Raw genomic sequence first — 17903 nt, forward strand, 5'->3', positions numbered from 1 at the left:
AAACCAAGCAGGGAGCCTGATGTGAGCCTATTAGAAGAAAACCAATCCACTGATCTGGAAAAGATGGTCGGCCTCAGCCGTCGCGGTTTCATCAGCGCCGGTGCACTGTGCGGCGCTGCCATGTTCCTCGGCGGTAACCTGCTCAGCCGCAGCGCGCTGGCCACCGGCATCAGCGCCGGCAACAGCCGCCTGCTCGGCTTCGAGAGCATTCCCGCCGCGACCACCGACGTCATCAGCCTGCCCAAGGGCTACAAGTCTTCGGTGCTGATCAGTTGGGGTCAGCCATTGCACAAGAACGGCCCGGCGTTCGACCCGAGCGGCAATGGCACCGCCGCCGCTCAGGAAGTGCAGTTCGGCGACAACAACGACGGCATGAGCCTGTTCGAATTCCCCGACGACCGAAACCGTGCGTTGATGGCGATCAACAACGAATACACCAACTACCGCTACCTCTACCCGCACGGCGGCATGCCGCAGTCGGCCGAAGACGTGCGCAAGGCACTGGCCTGCGAAGGTGTATCGGTAATTGAAGTGCAGCGCAGGAACGGCCAATGGCAGTTCGTTCAGGGCTCGCGCTACAACCGCCGCATCCACGGCAACTCGCCGCTGCGCATCAGCGGCCCGGCGGCCGGTCATGAGCTGATGAAGACGGCCGCCGACAAGCACGGCAAGAAAGTCCTCGGCACCTTCCAGAACTGCGCCAACGGCAAGACGCCGTGGGGCACTTATCTGACCTGCGAAGAGAACTTCACCGACTGCTTCGGCAGCAGCAACGCCCAGCAACAGTTCGACCCGGCGCAGAAACGCTACGGTGTGTCGGCCGCCAGCCGTGAGATCAACTGGCATCCGTTCGATCCGCGCTTCGACATGGCGAAGAACCCGAACGAGCTCAACCGTCACGGCTGGGTCGTGGAGATCGATCCGTTCGACCCGCAATCGACCCCGGTCAAACGCACCGCGCTGGGCCGCTTCAAACATGAAAACGCCGCACTGGCCGAGACCGATGACGGTCGCGCCGTGGTGTACATGGGCGACGACGAACGCGGCGAGTTCATCTACAAATTCGTCAGCCGCGACAAGATCAATCACCGCAACGCTAAGGCCAACCGCGACATCCTCGATCACGGCACGCTGTACGTGGCCAGGTTCGATGCGGGCGACGGCAATCCGGATCACCCGAAAGGCCAGGGCCAGTGGATCGAACTGACCCACGGCAAGAACGGCATCGACGCCAGCAGCGGTTTCGCCGATCAGGCTGAAGTGCTGATTCATGCGCGTCTGGCGGCCAGTGTGGTCGGCGCCACGCGCATGGACCGTCCGGAATGGATCGTGGTCAGCCCGAAAGACGGCCAGGTTTATTGCACCCTGACCAACAACGCCAAACGCGGCGAAGACGGCCAACCGGTGGGCGGGCCGAACCCGCGCGAGAAGAACGTCTACGGGCAGATTCTGCGCTGGCGCACCGACCGCGACGATCACGCGGCGAAGACCTTTGCCTGGGATCTGTTCGTGGTCGCCGGCAACCCGGGCGTGCACGCCGGTACGCCGAAGGGCGGATCGAAGAACATCACCCCGCAGAACATGTTCAACAGCCCGGACGGTCTGGGCTTCGACAAGGCCGGGCGCTTGTGGATTCTCACCGACGGCGACTCGAGCAATGCCGGGGACTTTGCCGGGATGGGCAACAACCAGATGCTCTGCGCCGATCCCAGGACCGGCGAGATCCGCCGCTTCATGGTCGGGCCGATTGGTTGCGAAGTCACCGGGATCAGCTTCTCGCCGGATCAGAAAACCCTGTTTGTCGGGATTCAGCATCCGGGCGAAAACGGCGGCTCGACCTTCCCCGAGCATCTGCCGAACGGCAAGCCGCGCTCCTCGGTGATGGCGATTACCCGTGAGGATGGCGGAATAGTCGGCGCCTGATTGGCCCTCATCGCGAGCAGGCTCACTCCTACAAGGAAATGCGTTCCAACTGTAGGAGTGAGCCTGCTCGCGATGGCGTCAGCACAGACACCAACCAACTCCCCCGCTGCCATCTGCGCTACCATGCTGGGCCGGACGCGGCAGCCTGCTGCGCGCAGGAGTCAGCATGGCCCACCCGTTTGAAACCCTCACACCCGATCTCGTGCTCGATGCCGTCGAAAGCATTGGCTTCCTGAGTGACGCGCGCATTCTGGCGCTCAACAGCTACGAAAACCGCGTCTACCAAGTCGGCATCGAAGACTCCGAACCGCTGATCGCCAAGTTCTACCGTCCGCAGCGCTGGACCAACGAAGCCATCCTCGAAGAACACCAGTTCACCTTCGAACTGGCCGACGTCGAGATTCCCGTGGTGGCGCCGCTGATCCACAACGGCCAGACCCTGCACGAACACGCCGGTTTCCGTTTCACCCTGTTTCCGCGTCGTGGCGGGCGGGCGCCGGAGCCGGGCAATCTTGATCAGCTGTATCGCCTCGGCCAGTTGCTCGGGCGTATCCACGCCGTCGGCGCCACCAAGCCGTTCGCACACCGTGAAGCACTCGCCGTGCAGAACTTCGGCCACGCCTCGCTGAACACTTTGCTCGAAGGCAATTTCATTCCCAAGAGCCTGCTGCCGGCTTATGAATCCGTCGCCCGCGATCTGCTCAAGCGCGTGGAAGATGCCTACGCCAACACGCCGCACCAGAACATCCGCATGCACGGCGACTGCCATCCCGGCAACATGATGTGCCGCGACGAGATGTTCCACATCGTCGACCTCGACGACTGTCGCATGGGCCCGGCGGTGCAGGACATCTGGATGATGCTGGCGGGCGACCGTCAGGATTGCCTCGGCCAGCTCTCGGAGCTGATGGATGGCTACAACGAATTCCATGATTTCGACCCGCGCGAACTGGCGCTGATCGAACCGCTACGCGCCCTGCGCCTGATGCACTACAGCGCCTGGCTGGCGCGGCGCTGGGACGACCCGGCGTTCCCGCACAGCTTTCCGTGGTTTGGTACGGAACGGTATTGGGGGGATCAGGTGTTGGCGTTGCGCGAGCAGCTGTCGGCGCTCAACGAAGAACCCCTGAAACTCTTCTGACCCACCGCCGCCTCTGTAGGAGTGAGCCTGCTCGCGATAGCGTTTTATCAGTCGACGTAAATGTTGAATGTCAGACCGCTATCGCGAGCAGGCTCACTCCTACAGGGTTCTGTGTTCACACTTTTCTGACCAATCAGCTCAGGCATTCGTCGACAAATCTCCTTACAATCCCTGCTTTGTCAGCTGCCTAAGCAAGGATTCTGCATGCAAGCCGCCAACCCGCGTCGCGGGTACATTCTGGGCCTGAGTGCCTACATCATCTGGGGCCTGTTCCCGATCTACTTCAAGGCCATCGCCGAAGTCCCCGCTGTCGAGATCATCATTCACCGCGTGTTGTGGTCGGCGCTGTTCGGCGCACTGTTGCTGATGGTGTGGAAGCATCCGGGCTGGTTGCGCGAGTTGCTCGACAACCCCAAGCGCCTGGCGATTCTGGCCCTGAGTGGCACCCTGATCGCGGCCAACTGGCTGACCTACGTGTGGTCGGTGAACAACGGACGCATGCTCGAAGCGAGCCTCGGTTACTACATCAACCCGCTGGTCAACGTGCTGCTGGGGATGCTGATTCTCGGCGAACGCCTGCGGCGCATGCAGTGGATAGCCGTGGGGCTGGCAGCCATCGGCGTGGCGCAGCAGGTGTGGCAGGTCGGCAGTCTGCCGTGGGTCTCGCTGGTGCTGGCACTGACCTTCGGTTTTTACGGCTTGATCCGCAAACAGGCGCCGGTCAAGGCCTTGCCGGGGCTGGTGGTGGAAACCTGGATGCTGGTGCCGATCGCTGTGGCCTGGCTGCTGTTCAACCAGACCGCGACCAGCGCCCAACCCGAGTTCTGGACCACTTCCCAAGCCTGGTGGCTGGTGGCGGCGGGTCCTGTGACGCTCATCCCGCTTGTGTGTTTCAACGCCGCCACCCGGCACCTGCCCTACACCACCATCGGTTTCCTCCAGTACACCGCGCCAACCCTGGTGCTGCTGCAGGCGGTGCTGCTGTTTGGTGAGCACTTGTCGTCGAGCACGCTGATCGCGTTCATCTTCATCTGGGCCGGTCTGGCCGTTTACAGCGTCGATGCGGTGATCAGCTTGCGCCGGCGCAGCTGATCAAAAAACGCACAAAGCTTCGCAGGCCACGGTTCTCGTGGCCTGCGACGTTCCTTCCCAAGGTTATCCACAGCGTGATCCCCGCCGTTTGTGCGCAAGTCACTGAATGCTGGCGGTTTTTTGACCAGTTCGCTGCAAGCCATAGCCGACGCGGCGTTGCGCCCGGTCTCTACAGGTTATCCACAGGCAGGTGCACGTTAAAACTGGATAACCCAAGCAGGGACTAAACGTCCGTACGTAACACCAGTTCGACCATCAGATCATCGGCCAGGGTTTCCAGCCGCGATTGCAGCACGTCCAGCGACAGGGTCAGCGGCACCGCGAGGATCGCTTCGGCGTGAAACAGCGGCTCGCTGCTCATCGGCGCCGGGCGCACTTCGGTCACCAGGCGTTCGAGGTTCACCCCCTGCTCACTGAGCAAGCGGGTGATGTCGCGCACGATGCCCGGGCGGTCATTGCCCACCAGCTCCATGGCGATCGGTTTCCAGGTGCAGGACTGCTCAATGCCACTCTCGGCAATCAGTACGCGAATGCCTTGTGCCGACAGTGCCTGTAGGGAATCGACTAATTCGTCGTAAGCCTCCGCCGGTACGCCCACCCGCAGAATCCCCGCGAACTGCCCGGCCATCCGTGACATGCGGCTTTCCAGCCAGTTGCCGCCATGCTCGGCGATGCATTGGGCGATGCGCTCGACCTGCCCGGGCTTGTCCGGGGCAAACACGGTGAGTACGAGATGGTCCATGGCGCCGCCCTCTTGTCATGACTTTTGTTATAGAAAGGCAAGTATAGGCAAGCACTGACATTCAGCCGCCATGCTCAAGTGAACAACACCTGTGGCGAGGGAGCTTGCTCCCGCTGGGCGGCCGCAGGACGCCCTCTCCAGTCAGTAATATCTGTTGCGGGTGCTTCGCACCCGAGCGGGAGCAAGCTCCCTCGCCACAAATGCAGGCTCATCGAAGCTGAATGGAAGCCGCACGTAATTTATGTGTACAACTTTTTATATTTAGCTGGAACAATCCGCTGGTTTTTTGAGAACATCCCGTTCCGCGACGTGACCGCAATGCGTCATGAGGTCGCAGAACGACGTAATTAGTCAGATTTTCACAAGCGCAACGCATCATGTAGTATGCCTCGGCGCGCACTACATAACGCTGGATCGATGTCTGCCCAAGGCACGTTCGCAACCTTGAAAGCCCCGTCAGCAAGGCCCCCAAGCCGTTGATTGGTCCCAGCCCAGCCGCCAGCAATGGCATGTACTGGTCGGAAGGTTTGTGGTTTAAATGGCCAGAGGCTTCATTGTTAAATTGAAGAGCTGAAAAGCGAAATAGCTGAGCAGAGTGAGGCAAGCAATGACTGAACACGTTCAAGTCGGTGGCCTGCAGGTCGCCAAAGTCCTGTTCGACTTCGTGAACAACGAAGCCATTCCCGGTACCGGCCTCACCGCCGAAAAATTCTGGGAAGGTGCCGACAAGGTCATTCACGACCTGGCACCGAAGAACAAAGCCCTACTCGCCAAACGCGATGACTTCCAGGCTCGTCTTGATGCCTGGCACCAGGAACATGCCGGCCGGGCGCACGACGCCGTGGCCTACAAAGCCTTCCTGCAGGAAATCGGTTATCTGCTGCCAGAAGCGGCTGATTTCCAGGCAACGACGCAAAACGTCGATGATGAAATCGCCCGTACCGCCGGCCCGCAACTTGTGGTCCCGGTGATGAACGCCCGCTTCGCCCTCAACGCCTCGAACGCCCGCTGGGGTTCGCTGTACGACGCCCTCTACGGCACCGACGCCATCAGCGAAGACGGTGGCGCGGAAAAAGGCAAAGGCTACAACAAGGTGCGTGGCGACAAGGTCATCGCCTTCGCCCGTGCCTTCCTCGACGAAGCGGCGCCACTGGCGGCCGGCTCCCACGTCGACTCCACCGGTTACAAGATCGCTGACGGCAAACTGCTGGTCTCCCTCAAGGGCGGCAGCAACACCGGCCTGCGTGACGATGCACAGCTGATCGGCTTCCAGGGCGATGCCAACGCGCCGATTGCCGTGCTGCTGAAACACAACGGTCTGCACTTCGAAATCCAGATCGACGCCAGCACCCCGGTCGGCCAGACCGACGCTGCCGGCGTCAAAGACGTTCTGATGGAAGCAGCCCTGACCACCATCATGGACTGCGAAGACTCCGTGGCCGCCGTCGATGCCGACGACAAAGTGGTGATCTACCGCAACTGGCTCGGCCTGATGAAGGGCGACCTGTCCGAAGAAGTCGCCAAGGGCGGCCAGACCTTCACCCGCAGCATGAACCCGGATCGCACCTACACCGCACCGAACGGCGGTGAAGTGACCCTGCACGGCCGTTCGTTGTTGTTCGTGCGTAACGTTGGCCACCTGATGACCATCGACGCGATCCTCGATAAGGACGGCAACGAAGTGCCGGAAGGCATCCTCGACGGTCTGGTCACTTGTCTGGCAGCGATGCACAACCTCAACGGCAACACCTCGCGTCGCAATACGCGTACCGGCTCGGTCTACATCGTCAAACCGAAAATGCACGGCCCGGAAGAAGCAGCGTTCACCAACGAGCTGTTCGGTCGCATCGAAGACGTGTTGGGCCTCAAACGCAACACGCTGAAAGTCGGGATCATGGACGAGGAGCGCCGTACCACGGTCAACCTCAAGGCCTGCATCAAGGCGGCCAGCGAGCGCGTGGTGTTCATCAACACCGGTTTCCTCGACCGCACGGGCGATGAAATCCACACCTCCATGGAAGCCGGGCCGATGGTGCGCAAGGCCGACATGAAGGCCGAGAAGTGGATCGGCGCCTACGAGAACTGGAACGTCGATATCGGTCTGAGTACCGGCCTGCAAGGTCGCGCGCAAATCGGTAAAGGCATGTGGGCGATGCCCGATCTGATGGCGGCGATGCTCGAACAGAAAATCGCTCACCCACTGGCCGGCGCCAACACCGCCTGGGTACCGTCGCCGACCGCTGCTGCGCTGCACGCGTTGCACTACCACAAGGTCGACGTGTTCGCCCGTCAGGCCGAACTGGCCAAGCGTGCCCGCGCTTCGGTGGACGACATTCTGACCATCCCACTGGCGGTCAACCCGAACTGGACGCCAGAGCAGATCAAGAACGAACTGGACAACAACGCCCAGGGCATTCTCGGTTACGTGGTGCGCTGGATCGACCAGGGCGTGGGTTGTTCGAAAGTGCCGGACATCAACGACGTCGGCCTGATGGAAGACCGTGCGACGCTGCGGATCTCCAGCCAGCACATCGCCAACTGGCTGCGCCACGGTATCGTCACCGAAGCGCAAGTGATGGAAAGCCTCAAGCGCATGGCGCCGGTGGTTGACCGGCAGAACGCCAACGACCCGCTGTACCGTCCGCTGGCACCGGACTTCGACAGCAACATCGCCTTCCAGGCGGCGGTCGAACTGGTGATCGAAGGCACCAAACAGCCGAACGGCTACACCGAGCCGGTGCTGCACCGTCGTCGTCGCGAGTTCAAAAAGGCTAACGGCCTGTAACCTGCGCTGACTGCCGGACATGAAAAAGCCCTGATCTCGCGATCAGGGCTTTTTTGTTTGGATTGAAATCCCAAGCAGGCAGTAATCCCTGTGGCGAGGGAGCTTGCTCCCGCCTGGCGGCGCAGCCGTCGTAATTTTAGCGAATGCGATGTGTCAGGATTAATGTGGATGCAGGGTTTGGGGCCGCTTCGCAGCCCAGCGGGAGCAAGCTCCCTCGCCACAAGGGTAGCGGTTAAACACGATTACGGATCAATGCCCAATTCGTGTTTGACCAGCCCCAGCAACTTCGCCGTATCAATCGGCTTGAGCAGAAAATCCACCACGCTCAAATGCATCGCCGCGATGGCGTCCTTCACATCGGCATCGCCGGAAACAATGATGATCGGCATCGCTGCCCGTACCGACTCGCGTACTTGGCGGATCAAGTCCAGACCACCGACGTTGCCCATGCGCAGATCAGTGATCACCAGGCCTATCGAGGGTTTTTCCGCAAGCATCTTCAGTGCGGTTTCGCCACTGGCCGCGGTCATGCAGTGAATACCGTCCAACGCGAGTATCTCCGACAACAGCTCCCGGGCGTCCTTGTCGTCATCGACGATCAGCACACGCTGCGGCGGCAAGTCAGGTTCGAGCATTACAGCGCTGAGCGCTTCACGCTCGGCGTCGCTCAAAATATCGTGGTCGGACATGGCGTTCTCTAAGTTTTCAAATCAATCACCTGGCACAGTCGTCAGACATCGCTAAGCAGAGCTTCAATGTGCACTTCGTCGGATTTTTTTCCAAGTGGCTGGCGGGGGAATTTCCGACTGTTTTTGTAGGGCACTTCCCAAATGTGCCCAACGGCAGCTCAAACCTAGACTTACGTCCAATGGGCACCCCGCACGCGGGGGCCGACCATGGCTGCAACGATCCGACAACAACAATTCAAAAAAGACTGCGGTAATGGTTATGAGTAAAGCGGACGCCTTCACCCAGGCAGGGAAAACCGCGGTGTTGCAGAACATTCAGGGCACCCTGCAATTCCTCCAGCGCTTCCCGCCCTTCAATCAGATGGAACACGCCCACCTGGCTTATCTGGTGGAGCAGTGTCAGCTGCGGTTCTACGGCCAGGGCGAAAGCATCATCAAGCCCGCCGACGGGCCGGTCGAACACTTCTACATCGTCAAACAGGGCCGGGTGATCGGTGAGCGTCAGCACATCACCAGGCCCGGCACCGAAACCACGTTTGAAATCACCACTGGCGAGTGTTTCCCCCTCGCCGCGCTGATTGGCGAACGGGCGACCCGCACCGAACACCTGGCCGGCGAAGACACCTTTTGCCTGCAACTGAACAAACCGGCGTTCATCAAGCTGTTCGCTCTGTCCAACAGCTTCCGCGATTTCGCTTTGCGCGGGGTCAGCAGCCTGCTCGATCAGGTCAATCAGCAAGTCCAGCAGAAAGCCGTGGAAACCCTCGGTACCCAGTATTCGCTGAATACCCGCCTCGGCGAATTGGCGATGCGCCATCCGGTGACCTGTAGCCCGGATACATCTCTGCGCACAGCGGTGAAGCTGATGCACGAACAGCAGGTTGGCAGCATCGTCGCGGTGGATGAACACAAGGCGCCGCTGGGGATTTTCACCCTGCGCGATCTGCGCGAAGTGGTCGCCAATGGCAGCGGTGATTTCAGCGAAACCATCGAGCGGCACATGACCTGTTCGCCGTTCTTTCTGTCGCCCGATCACAGTGCTTTCGACGCGGCGATTGCCATGACCGAACGGCACATCGCCCACGTTTGTCTGGTCAAGGATCAGCGTCTGTGTGGCGTGGTTTCCGAGCGCGACCTGTTCTCGCTGCAACGGGTGGATCTGGTGCACCTGGCCCGGACCATCCGCAGTGCCCAGCGCATCGAGCAACTGGTGAGCCTGCGCGGCGAGATCGGCCAACTGGTCGAACGCATGCTCGCCCACGGTGCGTCTTCGACGCAGATCACCCACATCATCACACTGCTCAACGACCACACCGTGTGCCGGGTGATCGAACTGACCCTCGCCGAAAAAGGCGACCCCGGCGTGCCGTTCAGTTGGTTGTGCTTCGGCAGCGAAGGCCGGCGCGAACAGACGCTGCACACCGATCAGGACAACGGCATTCTGTTCGAAGCGCGGGACGCAGCGCACGCGGCGGAGATTCGCGGCAAGCTGCTGCCGATTGCCCAGCAGATCAACCAGAGTCTGGCGCAGTGCGGCTTCAGCCTGTGCAAGGGCAACATCATGGCCGGCAATCCCGAGCTGTGTCTGTCTCGGGCGGAGTGGGCGCGGCGCTTTGCAGCGTTTATTCGCGAAGCGACGCCGGAGAACCTGCTCGGTTCGAGCATTTATTTCGATCTGCGAGTGGTCTGGGGCGACGAGAAAGGCTGCGCGCAACTGCGCCGGGGGATTCTCGATCAGGTCGGCGACAACCGTTTATTCCAGCGCATGCTGGCCGAAAACGCCCTGCGCAATCGTCCACCGGTGGGACGCTTTCGCGAGTTTGTGCTGGCGCGCAAAAACGGCGAGAAAGCCACCCTCGACCTCAAGGTCCAGGGCCTGACGCCCTTCGTCGACGGCGCGCGTCTGTTGGCACTGGCGCACGGCATCGAAACCAACAACACCCTCGAACGCTTGCGTCAGTTGGTCGAGAAAGAGGTGATCGAACGGCTCGACGGCGCCGCGTATGAAGAGGCTTACCACTTCATCCAGCAGACCCGCATGCAGCAACACCAGATCCAGACGCGGGAAAATCTGCCTTGGTCGAACCGCGTCGATCCGGACAGCCTCAATCATCTGGACCGGCGCATCCTGCGTGAATCCCTGCGCCAGGCCCAGCGCCTGCAGAGCAGCCTGGCCTTGCGGTATCAGCTATGAGCCTGTTTTCGTGGCTGCGCCCGGCCAGCCCTCTGCTGTCGGCCGACCTGCAACAGCGTCTGGCGGAGCTGCCGGCGATCAGCGAACTGAAAGAGTGCAGCCTGCGCGAGCAGCGCTGGGTGGTGCTGGATCTGGAAACCACCGGGCTGAACCTGAACAAGGATCGTGTGCTGTCGATCGGCGCGGTGGTGATCGAAGACGGCGCGATCGACTTCAGCCAGCAGTTCGAGCGCACCCTGCAATGTCGAGAGCTGAAACTCAGCCCGAGCGTGTTGATTCATGGCCTGGGGCCGAATGCGATTGCCGCCGGTAGCGACCCGGCCGAGGCATTGCTGGAGTTGATGGAATTCATCGGCGACAGCCCGGTACTGGCGTTTCATGCGCCCTTCGATCAGCACATGCTCGGGCGCGCATTGAAAGAACACTTGGGCTACAAGCTGCAGAACGTGTTTCTGGATGTCGCGGACATGGCACCGCTGTTGTGCCCGCAGGCGAATATCCGTGAGGCCGGGCTGGATGAATGGATCGACTGGTTCAGGCTTGAGGTGTTCGAGCGGCACAACGCGAGTGCCGATGCGCTGGCGACGGCAGAGCTGGCGTTGATCCTGTTCAGCCGGGCACGGCAGCAGCAGATTCATAGTCCGCTGAACCTGCAGCAGCGTTTGAGTCAGTGGAAACGTCGGCAGCAGGCGCCTTCCTTCTAGATTGCAGCCGACCCACATCCCTCTGTAGGAGCTGCCGCAGGCTGCGATCTTTTGATCTCGCTTTTAAAAACAAGATCAAAAGATCGCAGCCTGCGGCAGCTCCTACAGAGGCTATCCAAACGTACCATCTGACCAGTGGCCAATTGCTAACCATTCCCACCTCTGCGAGAATCGCGAACAATTCTCGTTGGTTAACATTTCCCAATCGGTGCGTCTGGTGTCGTCAGTCCCAAGCCCTCACAGTGAACTCGTCGGTGCGTTGTATCGCGACCATCGCGGTTGGCTGCTGAGCTGGTTGCGGCGCAACGTGGCGTGCCCGCAACGGGCAGAAGATCTGAGCCAGGACACCTTCGTGCGCCTGCTCGGTCGCGAACAATTGCTGACGCCGCGCGAACCGCGGGCGTTTCTGGTGGCGATTGCCAAGGGCCTGCTGTTCGACTATTTCCGCCGCGCCGCGCTGGAGCAGGCCTATATCGCCGAATTGATGCTGATCCCCGAAGGCGAACAGCCTTCGGTGGAAGAACAGCAATTGATCCTCGAAGACCTCAAGGCCATCGACCGCCTGCTCGGCAAACTGTCGACCAAGGCCCGCGCCGCTTTCCTTTATAACCGCCTCGACGGCCTCGGCCATGCCGAAATCGCCGCGAAGCTCGGCGTCTCGGTGCCGCGTGTGCGGCAATACCTCGCTCAGGGCATTCGCCAGTGCTACATCGCCCTCTACGGTGAGCCGACATGAGCCCGGCCAGCTCCAGACCGGTTTCGGCTCAGGTGCTGGACGCGGCGATTGCCTGGCAATTGTCGTTGGATTCCAGCAGTGCGCTGGAGCGCGAAGAGTTCGCCAAGTGGCACGCAGCCAATGAAGAACACGCCCGCGCCTGGCGCCAGCTGGGCATGCTCGATCAGCGCTTCAGCGTCGCCAACGGCCCGGCCCGCGCTGCGTTGCTGCAATCGCGCGAGGGCATTCGCCGAAGAGTGCGCAAGCTCGGCAGCGGACTGGCCAGCGTGGTGGCGGTGGTCGGTCTGGCGCTGTTTGCCGGTGATCGCTACCTGCCGCTGGATTACTGGCTGGCCGATCAACGCACCGCCACCGGCGAGCAGCGCACGGTGCGGCTGGTCGATGGCACCGTGCTCAACCTCAACACCCACAGCGCGGTGGATGTGCGTTTCGACGCCAGCCAGCGGCTGATCGTATTGCAGGCAGGCGAGATCATGGTCGAGACCGGTCACGGCGATGCGCGACCGTTCATCGTCGAGACCCGCGAAGGCAGCATGCGCGCGCTGGGCACGCGGTTTCTGGTCAAGCGTGAAGACCAGGGCACGCGTCTGAGCGTCCTGCAATCGGCGGTGGCGGCGCATCCGCAAAGTCATCCTGACGAGCAGATCCTGCGCGAAGGCCAGCAAGTGCTGATTCGCAACGACGGCCTCGACGCGGTCGCCGCACTCACCCCCGGCGCCGATGCCTGGACCCGCGGCATGCTGGTGGTGGACAACGCGCGGCTCGGCGATCTGGTGCACGAACTCGGGCGCTACCGCCGTGGCTATCTGGGCGTCGCCCCGGAGGTCGCCGACCTGCGCATCACCGGCAGCTTCCCGCTGCACGACACCGACAAGGCCCTGAGTGCTCTGCTGCCGACCCTGCCGGTACAGATCGAGCAGCACACGCCGTATTGGGTCACGGTGGCGAAGGCTGATACCAAGCCTTGAGGGCGACCGACCTCTGTGGCGAGGGAGCTTGCTCCCGCTCGGCTGCGCAGCAGTCGTCAAACCAGTCAATGCGATTTATCTGAAAGACAGCAGGGACCGCTTCGCGCTCCAGCGGGAGCAAGCTCCCTCGCCACAGGGTCTCGGTCACTTTTCAGTTAATCGAAATTATTTTCATCCAGCCCTATCACTTTTCAATTCTCGTCCGGCACACAGGCAATTGAGAAATATTTCCATTCAGGAGCCTTCGCATGTCCCGTTCGCTAGACACCTTGTTGCGCCCCAGTCTGCTGGCGGTCGCCATCGCCCTCAGCACCCCGCTGATCAGCCACCCGTTGCTCGCCGCTGAGCAGGCCTCCAGCGTACGCGCCTACAACCTGCCGGCGGCGCCGTTGTCGACCACGCTGAACCAGATCGCCAGCCAGGGCGGCCTCGCGCTGTCGCTCAATCCCTCGCTGGCGGCGGGCAAGACGTCGGCACCGGTCAACGGCCAATACGATGCCGCCGGCGCGCTGCGTGCCGCCCTGCGTGGCACCGGTCTGCAACTGGAACAAAGCAACACCGGCACCTACACACTGGTTGCGGTGCCGGAAGGGACACTGGCGCTGCCGGAAACTGCAGTGATCGGCGTGGAAAACTACGAAAGCGCCTGGGGCCCGGTCGAAGGCTACACCGCCACCCGCACCGCCGCCGGCACCAAGACCGACACTGCGCTGGTCGAAGCACCGCGCTCGATCTCGGTCGCGACCCGTCAGCAAATGGACGACCGCAGCGTGCACAGCCTCGATGACGCCGTGCGCTACATGCCCGGCATCACCGCCAGCAGCTACGGCAGCGACACCCGCGCGGACTGGCTGCGCGTGCGCGGTTTCGAGCCGACCCAGTTCCTCGATGGCCTGCCGCTGCCCAAAGGCGTATACGCCAACCCGAAACAGGAAACCTGGAACCTCGACCGCCTCGCCCTGCTGCGCGGCCCAGCCTCTTCCGTCTACGGCCAGACCCCGCCGGGCGGCCTGCTGGACATGGTCAGCCGGCGCCCGAACAGCGACGCCAGCAGCGAAATCCAGTTGCAGTACGGCAGCGACAACCATCGCCAGATCAACTTCGCCAGCACCGGCAAGATCGACGATGCCGGGCAGTTTCTCTACGGCATCAGCGGTGTGGTGCGTGACAGCGGCACGCAGATCGACCACATCGATAACAAGCGCTACAACATCGCGCCGAGCCTGACCTGGAACATCGACGACGACACCAAAATCACCCTGCTGAGCCAGTTCACCCGCGACGATACCGGCATTACCAGCCAGTTCCTGCCGGTGCAGGGCACCAAGATCGACATGCCGTTCGGTAGCGTTTCGCACCACAAAAATCTCGGCGACCCGGATTGGGAATACTACGACCGCACCTACTACGCGCTCGGCTATGCCTTCGAACATCGGCTGAACGATGTCTGGCAGTTCAAGCAGAACCTGCGCTACACCAAGTCGGATCTGTCGTTCCAGGCCCTGACCGTCGGCTCTTACCCGTACACCATGGTGGACGATCAAGGTAACGTCGGGCGCACCAGCACCAGCGTTGACGAAGACATCAGCCAGTTCGCGGTGGACAACAACTTCCAGGCCGACTTCGCCACCGGTGACATTCGCCACACCGTGCTGTTGGGGCTGGATCACCAGCGCAGCAACACCAACTACCTGTCGATCTACGGTGACGGCCTGAAAACCAACGTGCTGAACCCGATTTACGGCCAGCCGATCGTTCGTCCGGATCGCTCGACGGCGTATTACGACTACGACCAGAAGACCTACCAGACCGGCCTCTATGTGCAGGATCAGATGGCCCTCGACCAATGGCGCCTGACGCTGGGCGGTCGTGAAGACTGGGTCCACACCGGCACCAAATTCTTCAACAAGGCCGACGCGACCAACACCCAGCGCGACAAGAACTTCAGCGGTAACGCAGCGCTCAGCTACGTGTTCGACTCGGGCTTCGTCCCGTACATTTCCTACGCCGAATCCTTCCAGCCAACCACCGGCGCCGACGCCTCCTCCACCGGTTCGCTGAAACCGACCGAAGGCAAGCAATGGGAAATGGGCGTCAAGTACCAGCCACCGGGCAGCAAGACCCTGCTGACCGCCGCCGTGTATGACCTGACGCAGAAAAACGTCGCGGTCACCACCACCGTCGGCAATACCCCGATCACCAGCCAGACCGGCGAAGTGAAGGTCAAAGGCCTGGAACTGGAGGCGACCTCGGACGTCACCGATAACCTGAAAGTGATTGCCGCCTACACCCTGGCCAAGTCCGAAGTGCAGAAAGGCGACTACAAAGGCAACCGCCTGCAACTGATGCCGAACCAGCAAGCCTCGCTGTGGACTGATTACACCTGGCACAGCGGCGTGCTCGACGGCTTCGGTATTGGCGGTGGCGTGCGTTACACCGGCAACACCTATGGCGATCAGGGCAACACCTGGCTGGGCAAGGCCAATGCTTACACGGTGTTCGACGCCTCCGTGCATTACGACCTCGGGCGCCTGGACAACAGCCTCAAAGGTGCATCGGTCGCGGTCAACGCCACCAACCTGTTCGACAAGGATTACATCTCCACCTGCGACGGCTTCTACTGCTACTACGGCGACCAGCGCAGCGTCGTCGCCAGCGCCACCTACAAGTGGTAACCGCGTGAGCTGAAACAGGTCCTGTCACCAAGCCGTCCTTCATGGACGGCTTCGGTGTTTTTGAAGGTCATGAAATGAAAAGTAAAACAATCCGCCGCTGGTCGTTCATCCACACCTGGACCAGCCTGATCTGCACCGTGTTTTTGCTGTTGCTGGCATTGACCGGCCTGCCGCTGATCTTCCATCACGAGATCGAGCACCTGCTCGGCGATGCCCCGCAAGTGCGCGAGATGCCGGCCGACACGCCGCGCCTGAACCTGGCGCAACTGGTCGAGGCCGCCGAACAACATCGTCCCGGCGAAGTGGTGCAGTACTTCGGTTTCGAGGACGACGAACCCAATGCCGTGTTGACGATCATGGCGAAGACCGCCGGCACCGAACCGAACTCGTCGCACACCTTCATGCTCGATGCGCGCACCGGTGAAGCGCTGGAAACCCCGTCGGCAAATGGCGGGCTGATGCTGTTCATCCTGCGCCTGCATGTGGACATGTTCGCCGGATTGCCCGGCAAGTTGCTGCTGGCGTTCATGGGTTTGCTGTTCGTGGTCGCGATCATCTCGGGCACCGTGCTGTACTTGCCGTTCATGCGTCGCTTGCCGTTCGGCACCGTGCGTCAGGACAAGTCCACCCGCTTGCGTTGGCTCGACCTGCACAACCTGATCGGCGTCGTCACCCTGACCTGGGCACTGGTGGTGGGCGTCACCGGAGTGATCAGCGCCTGCGCCGACCTGCTCATCGCCGCGTGGCGCAATGACTCGCTGACCGCCATGGTCGCGCCGTACCGCGATGCCCCGCCACTGACCCGACTGGCCCCCGCCACCCGCCTGCTCGACATCGCCCGGGACGTGGCGCCGGGGATGAACCCGGACTTCATCGCCTTCCCCGGCACGCGCTTTTCCAGCGAGCATCACTACGCGGTGTTCATGAAGGGCGGCACCCACCTGACCTCGCACCTGCTGACGCCGGTGCTGATCGACGCCAGCACTCTGCAGGTCACCGCTGTGGCCGAGCGCCCGTGGTACATGGACGCCATGGGCATGTCCCAGCCGCTGCACTTCGGCGACTACGGCGGCATGCCGATGAAAATCCTCTGGGCGACCCTTGATGTGCTGACCATCATTGTCCTCGGCAGCGGCGTGTACCTCTGGGTGGTGCGGCGTAAAGCGGCGAAACCGGTGACGGCGGAGGCTGCTGCATGAAGCCGCGTCAGAGCAATTTCTGGAAAGTGTTCAGCACGCCGCTGGTGATCGCACTGCTGAGTGCGGCGGGGTTGTTTTCGGCGCTGTTGGGGGATGGAATCTGGGATGCGTTGAGCTGGGTCGGGCTGGGTGTTCCGGCTTATCTGGCCATTAGAGGTTTATTGCAGCGCAGGTAGTTTTTGTGTTGTCGGTGATGGCCTCATCGCTGGCAAGCCAGCTCCCACAGGGGTTTATGCTGAATCTGAAATTTGTGTTCGCTGCAAAAACTGTGGGAGCTGGCTTGCCAGCGATGGCGATCTCACGAACACCATCAATTCCTCGCCAGCCACAGTGGTTGTAGCTAGGCTAACCTGCTGTTCTTGATGACCACCGAGGTTTGCCAATGTCCGCCCCCAGCATGACCCTGTTTCACAACACGCTCTCCCCGTTCGTGCGCAAAGTGATGGTGCTGTTGCACGAGACCGGCCAGCAGAATCGCGTCGCCCTGCAAGACTGCGTGCTCAGCCCGGTCAGCCCGGACGCTGCGCTCAATGCCGACAACCCGCTGGGCAAAATCCCGGCCCTGCGTCTGGCCGACGGCAGCGTCATCCATGACAGCCGCGTGATCCTCGAATACCTCGACCAGCAGCACGTCGGCAATCCGCTGATCCCCCGCGAAGGCGCGGCCCGCTGGCGCCGTCTGACCCTGGCCTCGCTGGCTGACGGGATCATGGACGCCTCGGTGATGGTGCGTTACGAACTGGTATTGCGCGCCCCGGAAAAGCACTGGGACGAATGGCTCAACGCCCAGCGCGAGAAAATCCGTCGCGCCCTGGCCTATCTGGAAAGTGACGCCATCGCCGAGCTGACCAGCCATTTCGACGTGGCCGCAATCAGCGTCGCTTGTGCGTTGGGTTACATCGATCTGCGTCATCCGGATCTGGACTGGCGCAGCGCCAACCCGCAACTGGCCAGCTGGTATTTCGAGGTGAGCCAGCGAGCGTCCATGGTCGCCACCCTGCCCAAGCCTTAAATCGGCGGTGCCTGTACCGGCCTCATCGCTGGCAAGCCAGCTC

Annotated in this window: 14 protein-coding genes; 12 read left to right on the top strand and 2 right to left on the bottom strand. The window is 61.6% G+C overall.

Going from position 1 to position 17903, the window contains the following annotated elements; genetic code table 11:
- Positions 1-21: 21 nt before the first annotated feature.
- From ACIP8I_RS13170 to rarD, 3 genes are all read left to right on the top strand, one after another.
- Entirely contained in the window at positions 22-1923 is a 1902-nt protein-coding gene (locus ACIP8I_RS13170; protein ID WP_400761601.1) for a PhoX family protein, read from the top strand.
- A gap of 166 nt (positions 1924-2089) precedes the next feature.
- Positions 2090-3064: a serine/threonine protein kinase gene (locus ACIP8I_RS13175; protein ID WP_007966536.1), complete on the top strand. Its 975-nt coding sequence runs from the start codon at positions 2090-2092 to the stop codon at positions 3062-3064.
- A gap of 204 nt (positions 3065-3268) precedes the next feature.
- Positions 3269-4156, top strand: coding sequence for an EamA family transporter RarD (gene rarD / locus ACIP8I_RS13180; RefSeq protein ID WP_027610684.1), 888 nt, complete (start codon positions 3269-3271; stop codon positions 4154-4156).
- Between the two features lie 223 nt (positions 4157-4379).
- Here rarD and ACIP8I_RS13185 read toward each other — a convergent pair whose 3' ends face one another.
- Complete coding sequence (locus ACIP8I_RS13185; RefSeq protein WP_007966538.1) at positions 4380-4898, bottom strand: glycine cleavage system protein R; 519 nt, start codon at positions 4896-4898, stop codon at positions 4380-4382.
- Between the two features lie 607 nt (positions 4899-5505).
- Between ACIP8I_RS13185 and ACIP8I_RS13190 the strand changes: the two genes are divergently transcribed.
- Entirely contained in the window at positions 5506-7683 is a 2178-nt protein-coding gene (locus ACIP8I_RS13190; protein ID WP_400761606.1) for a malate synthase G, read from the top strand.
- 242 nt (positions 7684-7925) lie between these two features.
- Here ACIP8I_RS13190 and ACIP8I_RS13195 read toward each other — a convergent pair whose 3' ends face one another.
- Positions 7926-8372: a response regulator gene (locus tag ACIP8I_RS13195; protein ID WP_007966541.1), complete on the bottom strand. Its 447-nt coding sequence runs from the start codon at positions 8370-8372 to the stop codon at positions 7926-7928.
- A 259-nt stretch (positions 8373-8631) separates the two neighbouring features.
- Between ACIP8I_RS13195 and ACIP8I_RS13200 the strand changes: the two genes are divergently transcribed.
- The 8 genes from ACIP8I_RS13200 to ACIP8I_RS13235 all read left to right on the top strand — a co-directional run bounded on the left by ACIP8I_RS13200 (position 8632) and on the right by ACIP8I_RS13235 (position 17860).
- Positions 8632-10566: a putative nucleotidyltransferase substrate binding domain-containing protein gene (locus tag ACIP8I_RS13200; protein WP_400761609.1), complete on the top strand. Its 1935-nt coding sequence runs from the start codon at positions 8632-8634 to the stop codon at positions 10564-10566.
- On the top strand, positions 10563-11270 hold the full coding sequence (locus tag ACIP8I_RS13205; protein ID WP_400761612.1) for a PolC-type DNA polymerase III: 708 nt from the start codon (positions 10563-10565) through the stop codon (positions 11268-11270). Before ACIP8I_RS13200 ends, ACIP8I_RS13205 begins: the two co-directional genes overlap by 4 nt.
- 217 nt (positions 11271-11487) lie before the next feature.
- The gene (locus ACIP8I_RS13210; protein ID WP_400761749.1) at positions 11488-12006 is read left to right on the top strand and encodes an RNA polymerase sigma factor; all 519 of its coding nucleotides are present in this window, start codon (positions 11488-11490) and stop codon (positions 12004-12006) included.
- Positions 12003-12974: a FecR domain-containing protein gene (locus ACIP8I_RS13215; RefSeq protein ID WP_400761614.1), complete on the top strand. Its 972-nt coding sequence runs from the start codon at positions 12003-12005 to the stop codon at positions 12972-12974. Before ACIP8I_RS13210 ends, ACIP8I_RS13215 begins: the two co-directional genes overlap by 4 nt.
- A gap of 248 nt (positions 12975-13222) precedes the next feature.
- Positions 13223-15649: a TonB-dependent siderophore receptor gene (locus ACIP8I_RS13220; RefSeq protein WP_400761617.1), complete on the top strand. Its 2427-nt coding sequence runs from the start codon at positions 13223-13225 to the stop codon at positions 15647-15649.
- A gap of 74 nt (positions 15650-15723) precedes the next feature.
- Positions 15724-16848: a PepSY domain-containing protein gene (locus tag ACIP8I_RS13225; protein WP_367085988.1), complete on the top strand. Its 1125-nt coding sequence runs from the start codon at positions 15724-15726 to the stop codon at positions 16846-16848.
- Positions 16845-17024 (top strand): hypothetical protein, encoded by a 180-nt coding sequence (locus tag ACIP8I_RS13230; protein WP_400761620.1) that lies wholly within the window; start codon positions 16845-16847, stop codon positions 17022-17024. Before ACIP8I_RS13225 ends, ACIP8I_RS13230 begins: the two co-directional genes overlap by 4 nt.
- Before the next feature lie 206 nt (positions 17025-17230).
- Entirely contained in the window at positions 17231-17860 is a 630-nt protein-coding gene (locus ACIP8I_RS13235) for a glutathione S-transferase (RefSeq protein WP_367085990.1), read from the top strand.
- The last annotated feature ends 43 nt before the right edge of the window (positions 17861-17903 follow it).

The sequence above is a fragment of the Pseudomonas sp. NPDC088414 genome, assembly GCF_044753325.1.
Taxonomy (GTDB): domain Bacteria; phylum Pseudomonadota; class Gammaproteobacteria; order Pseudomonadales; family Pseudomonadaceae; genus Aquipseudomonas.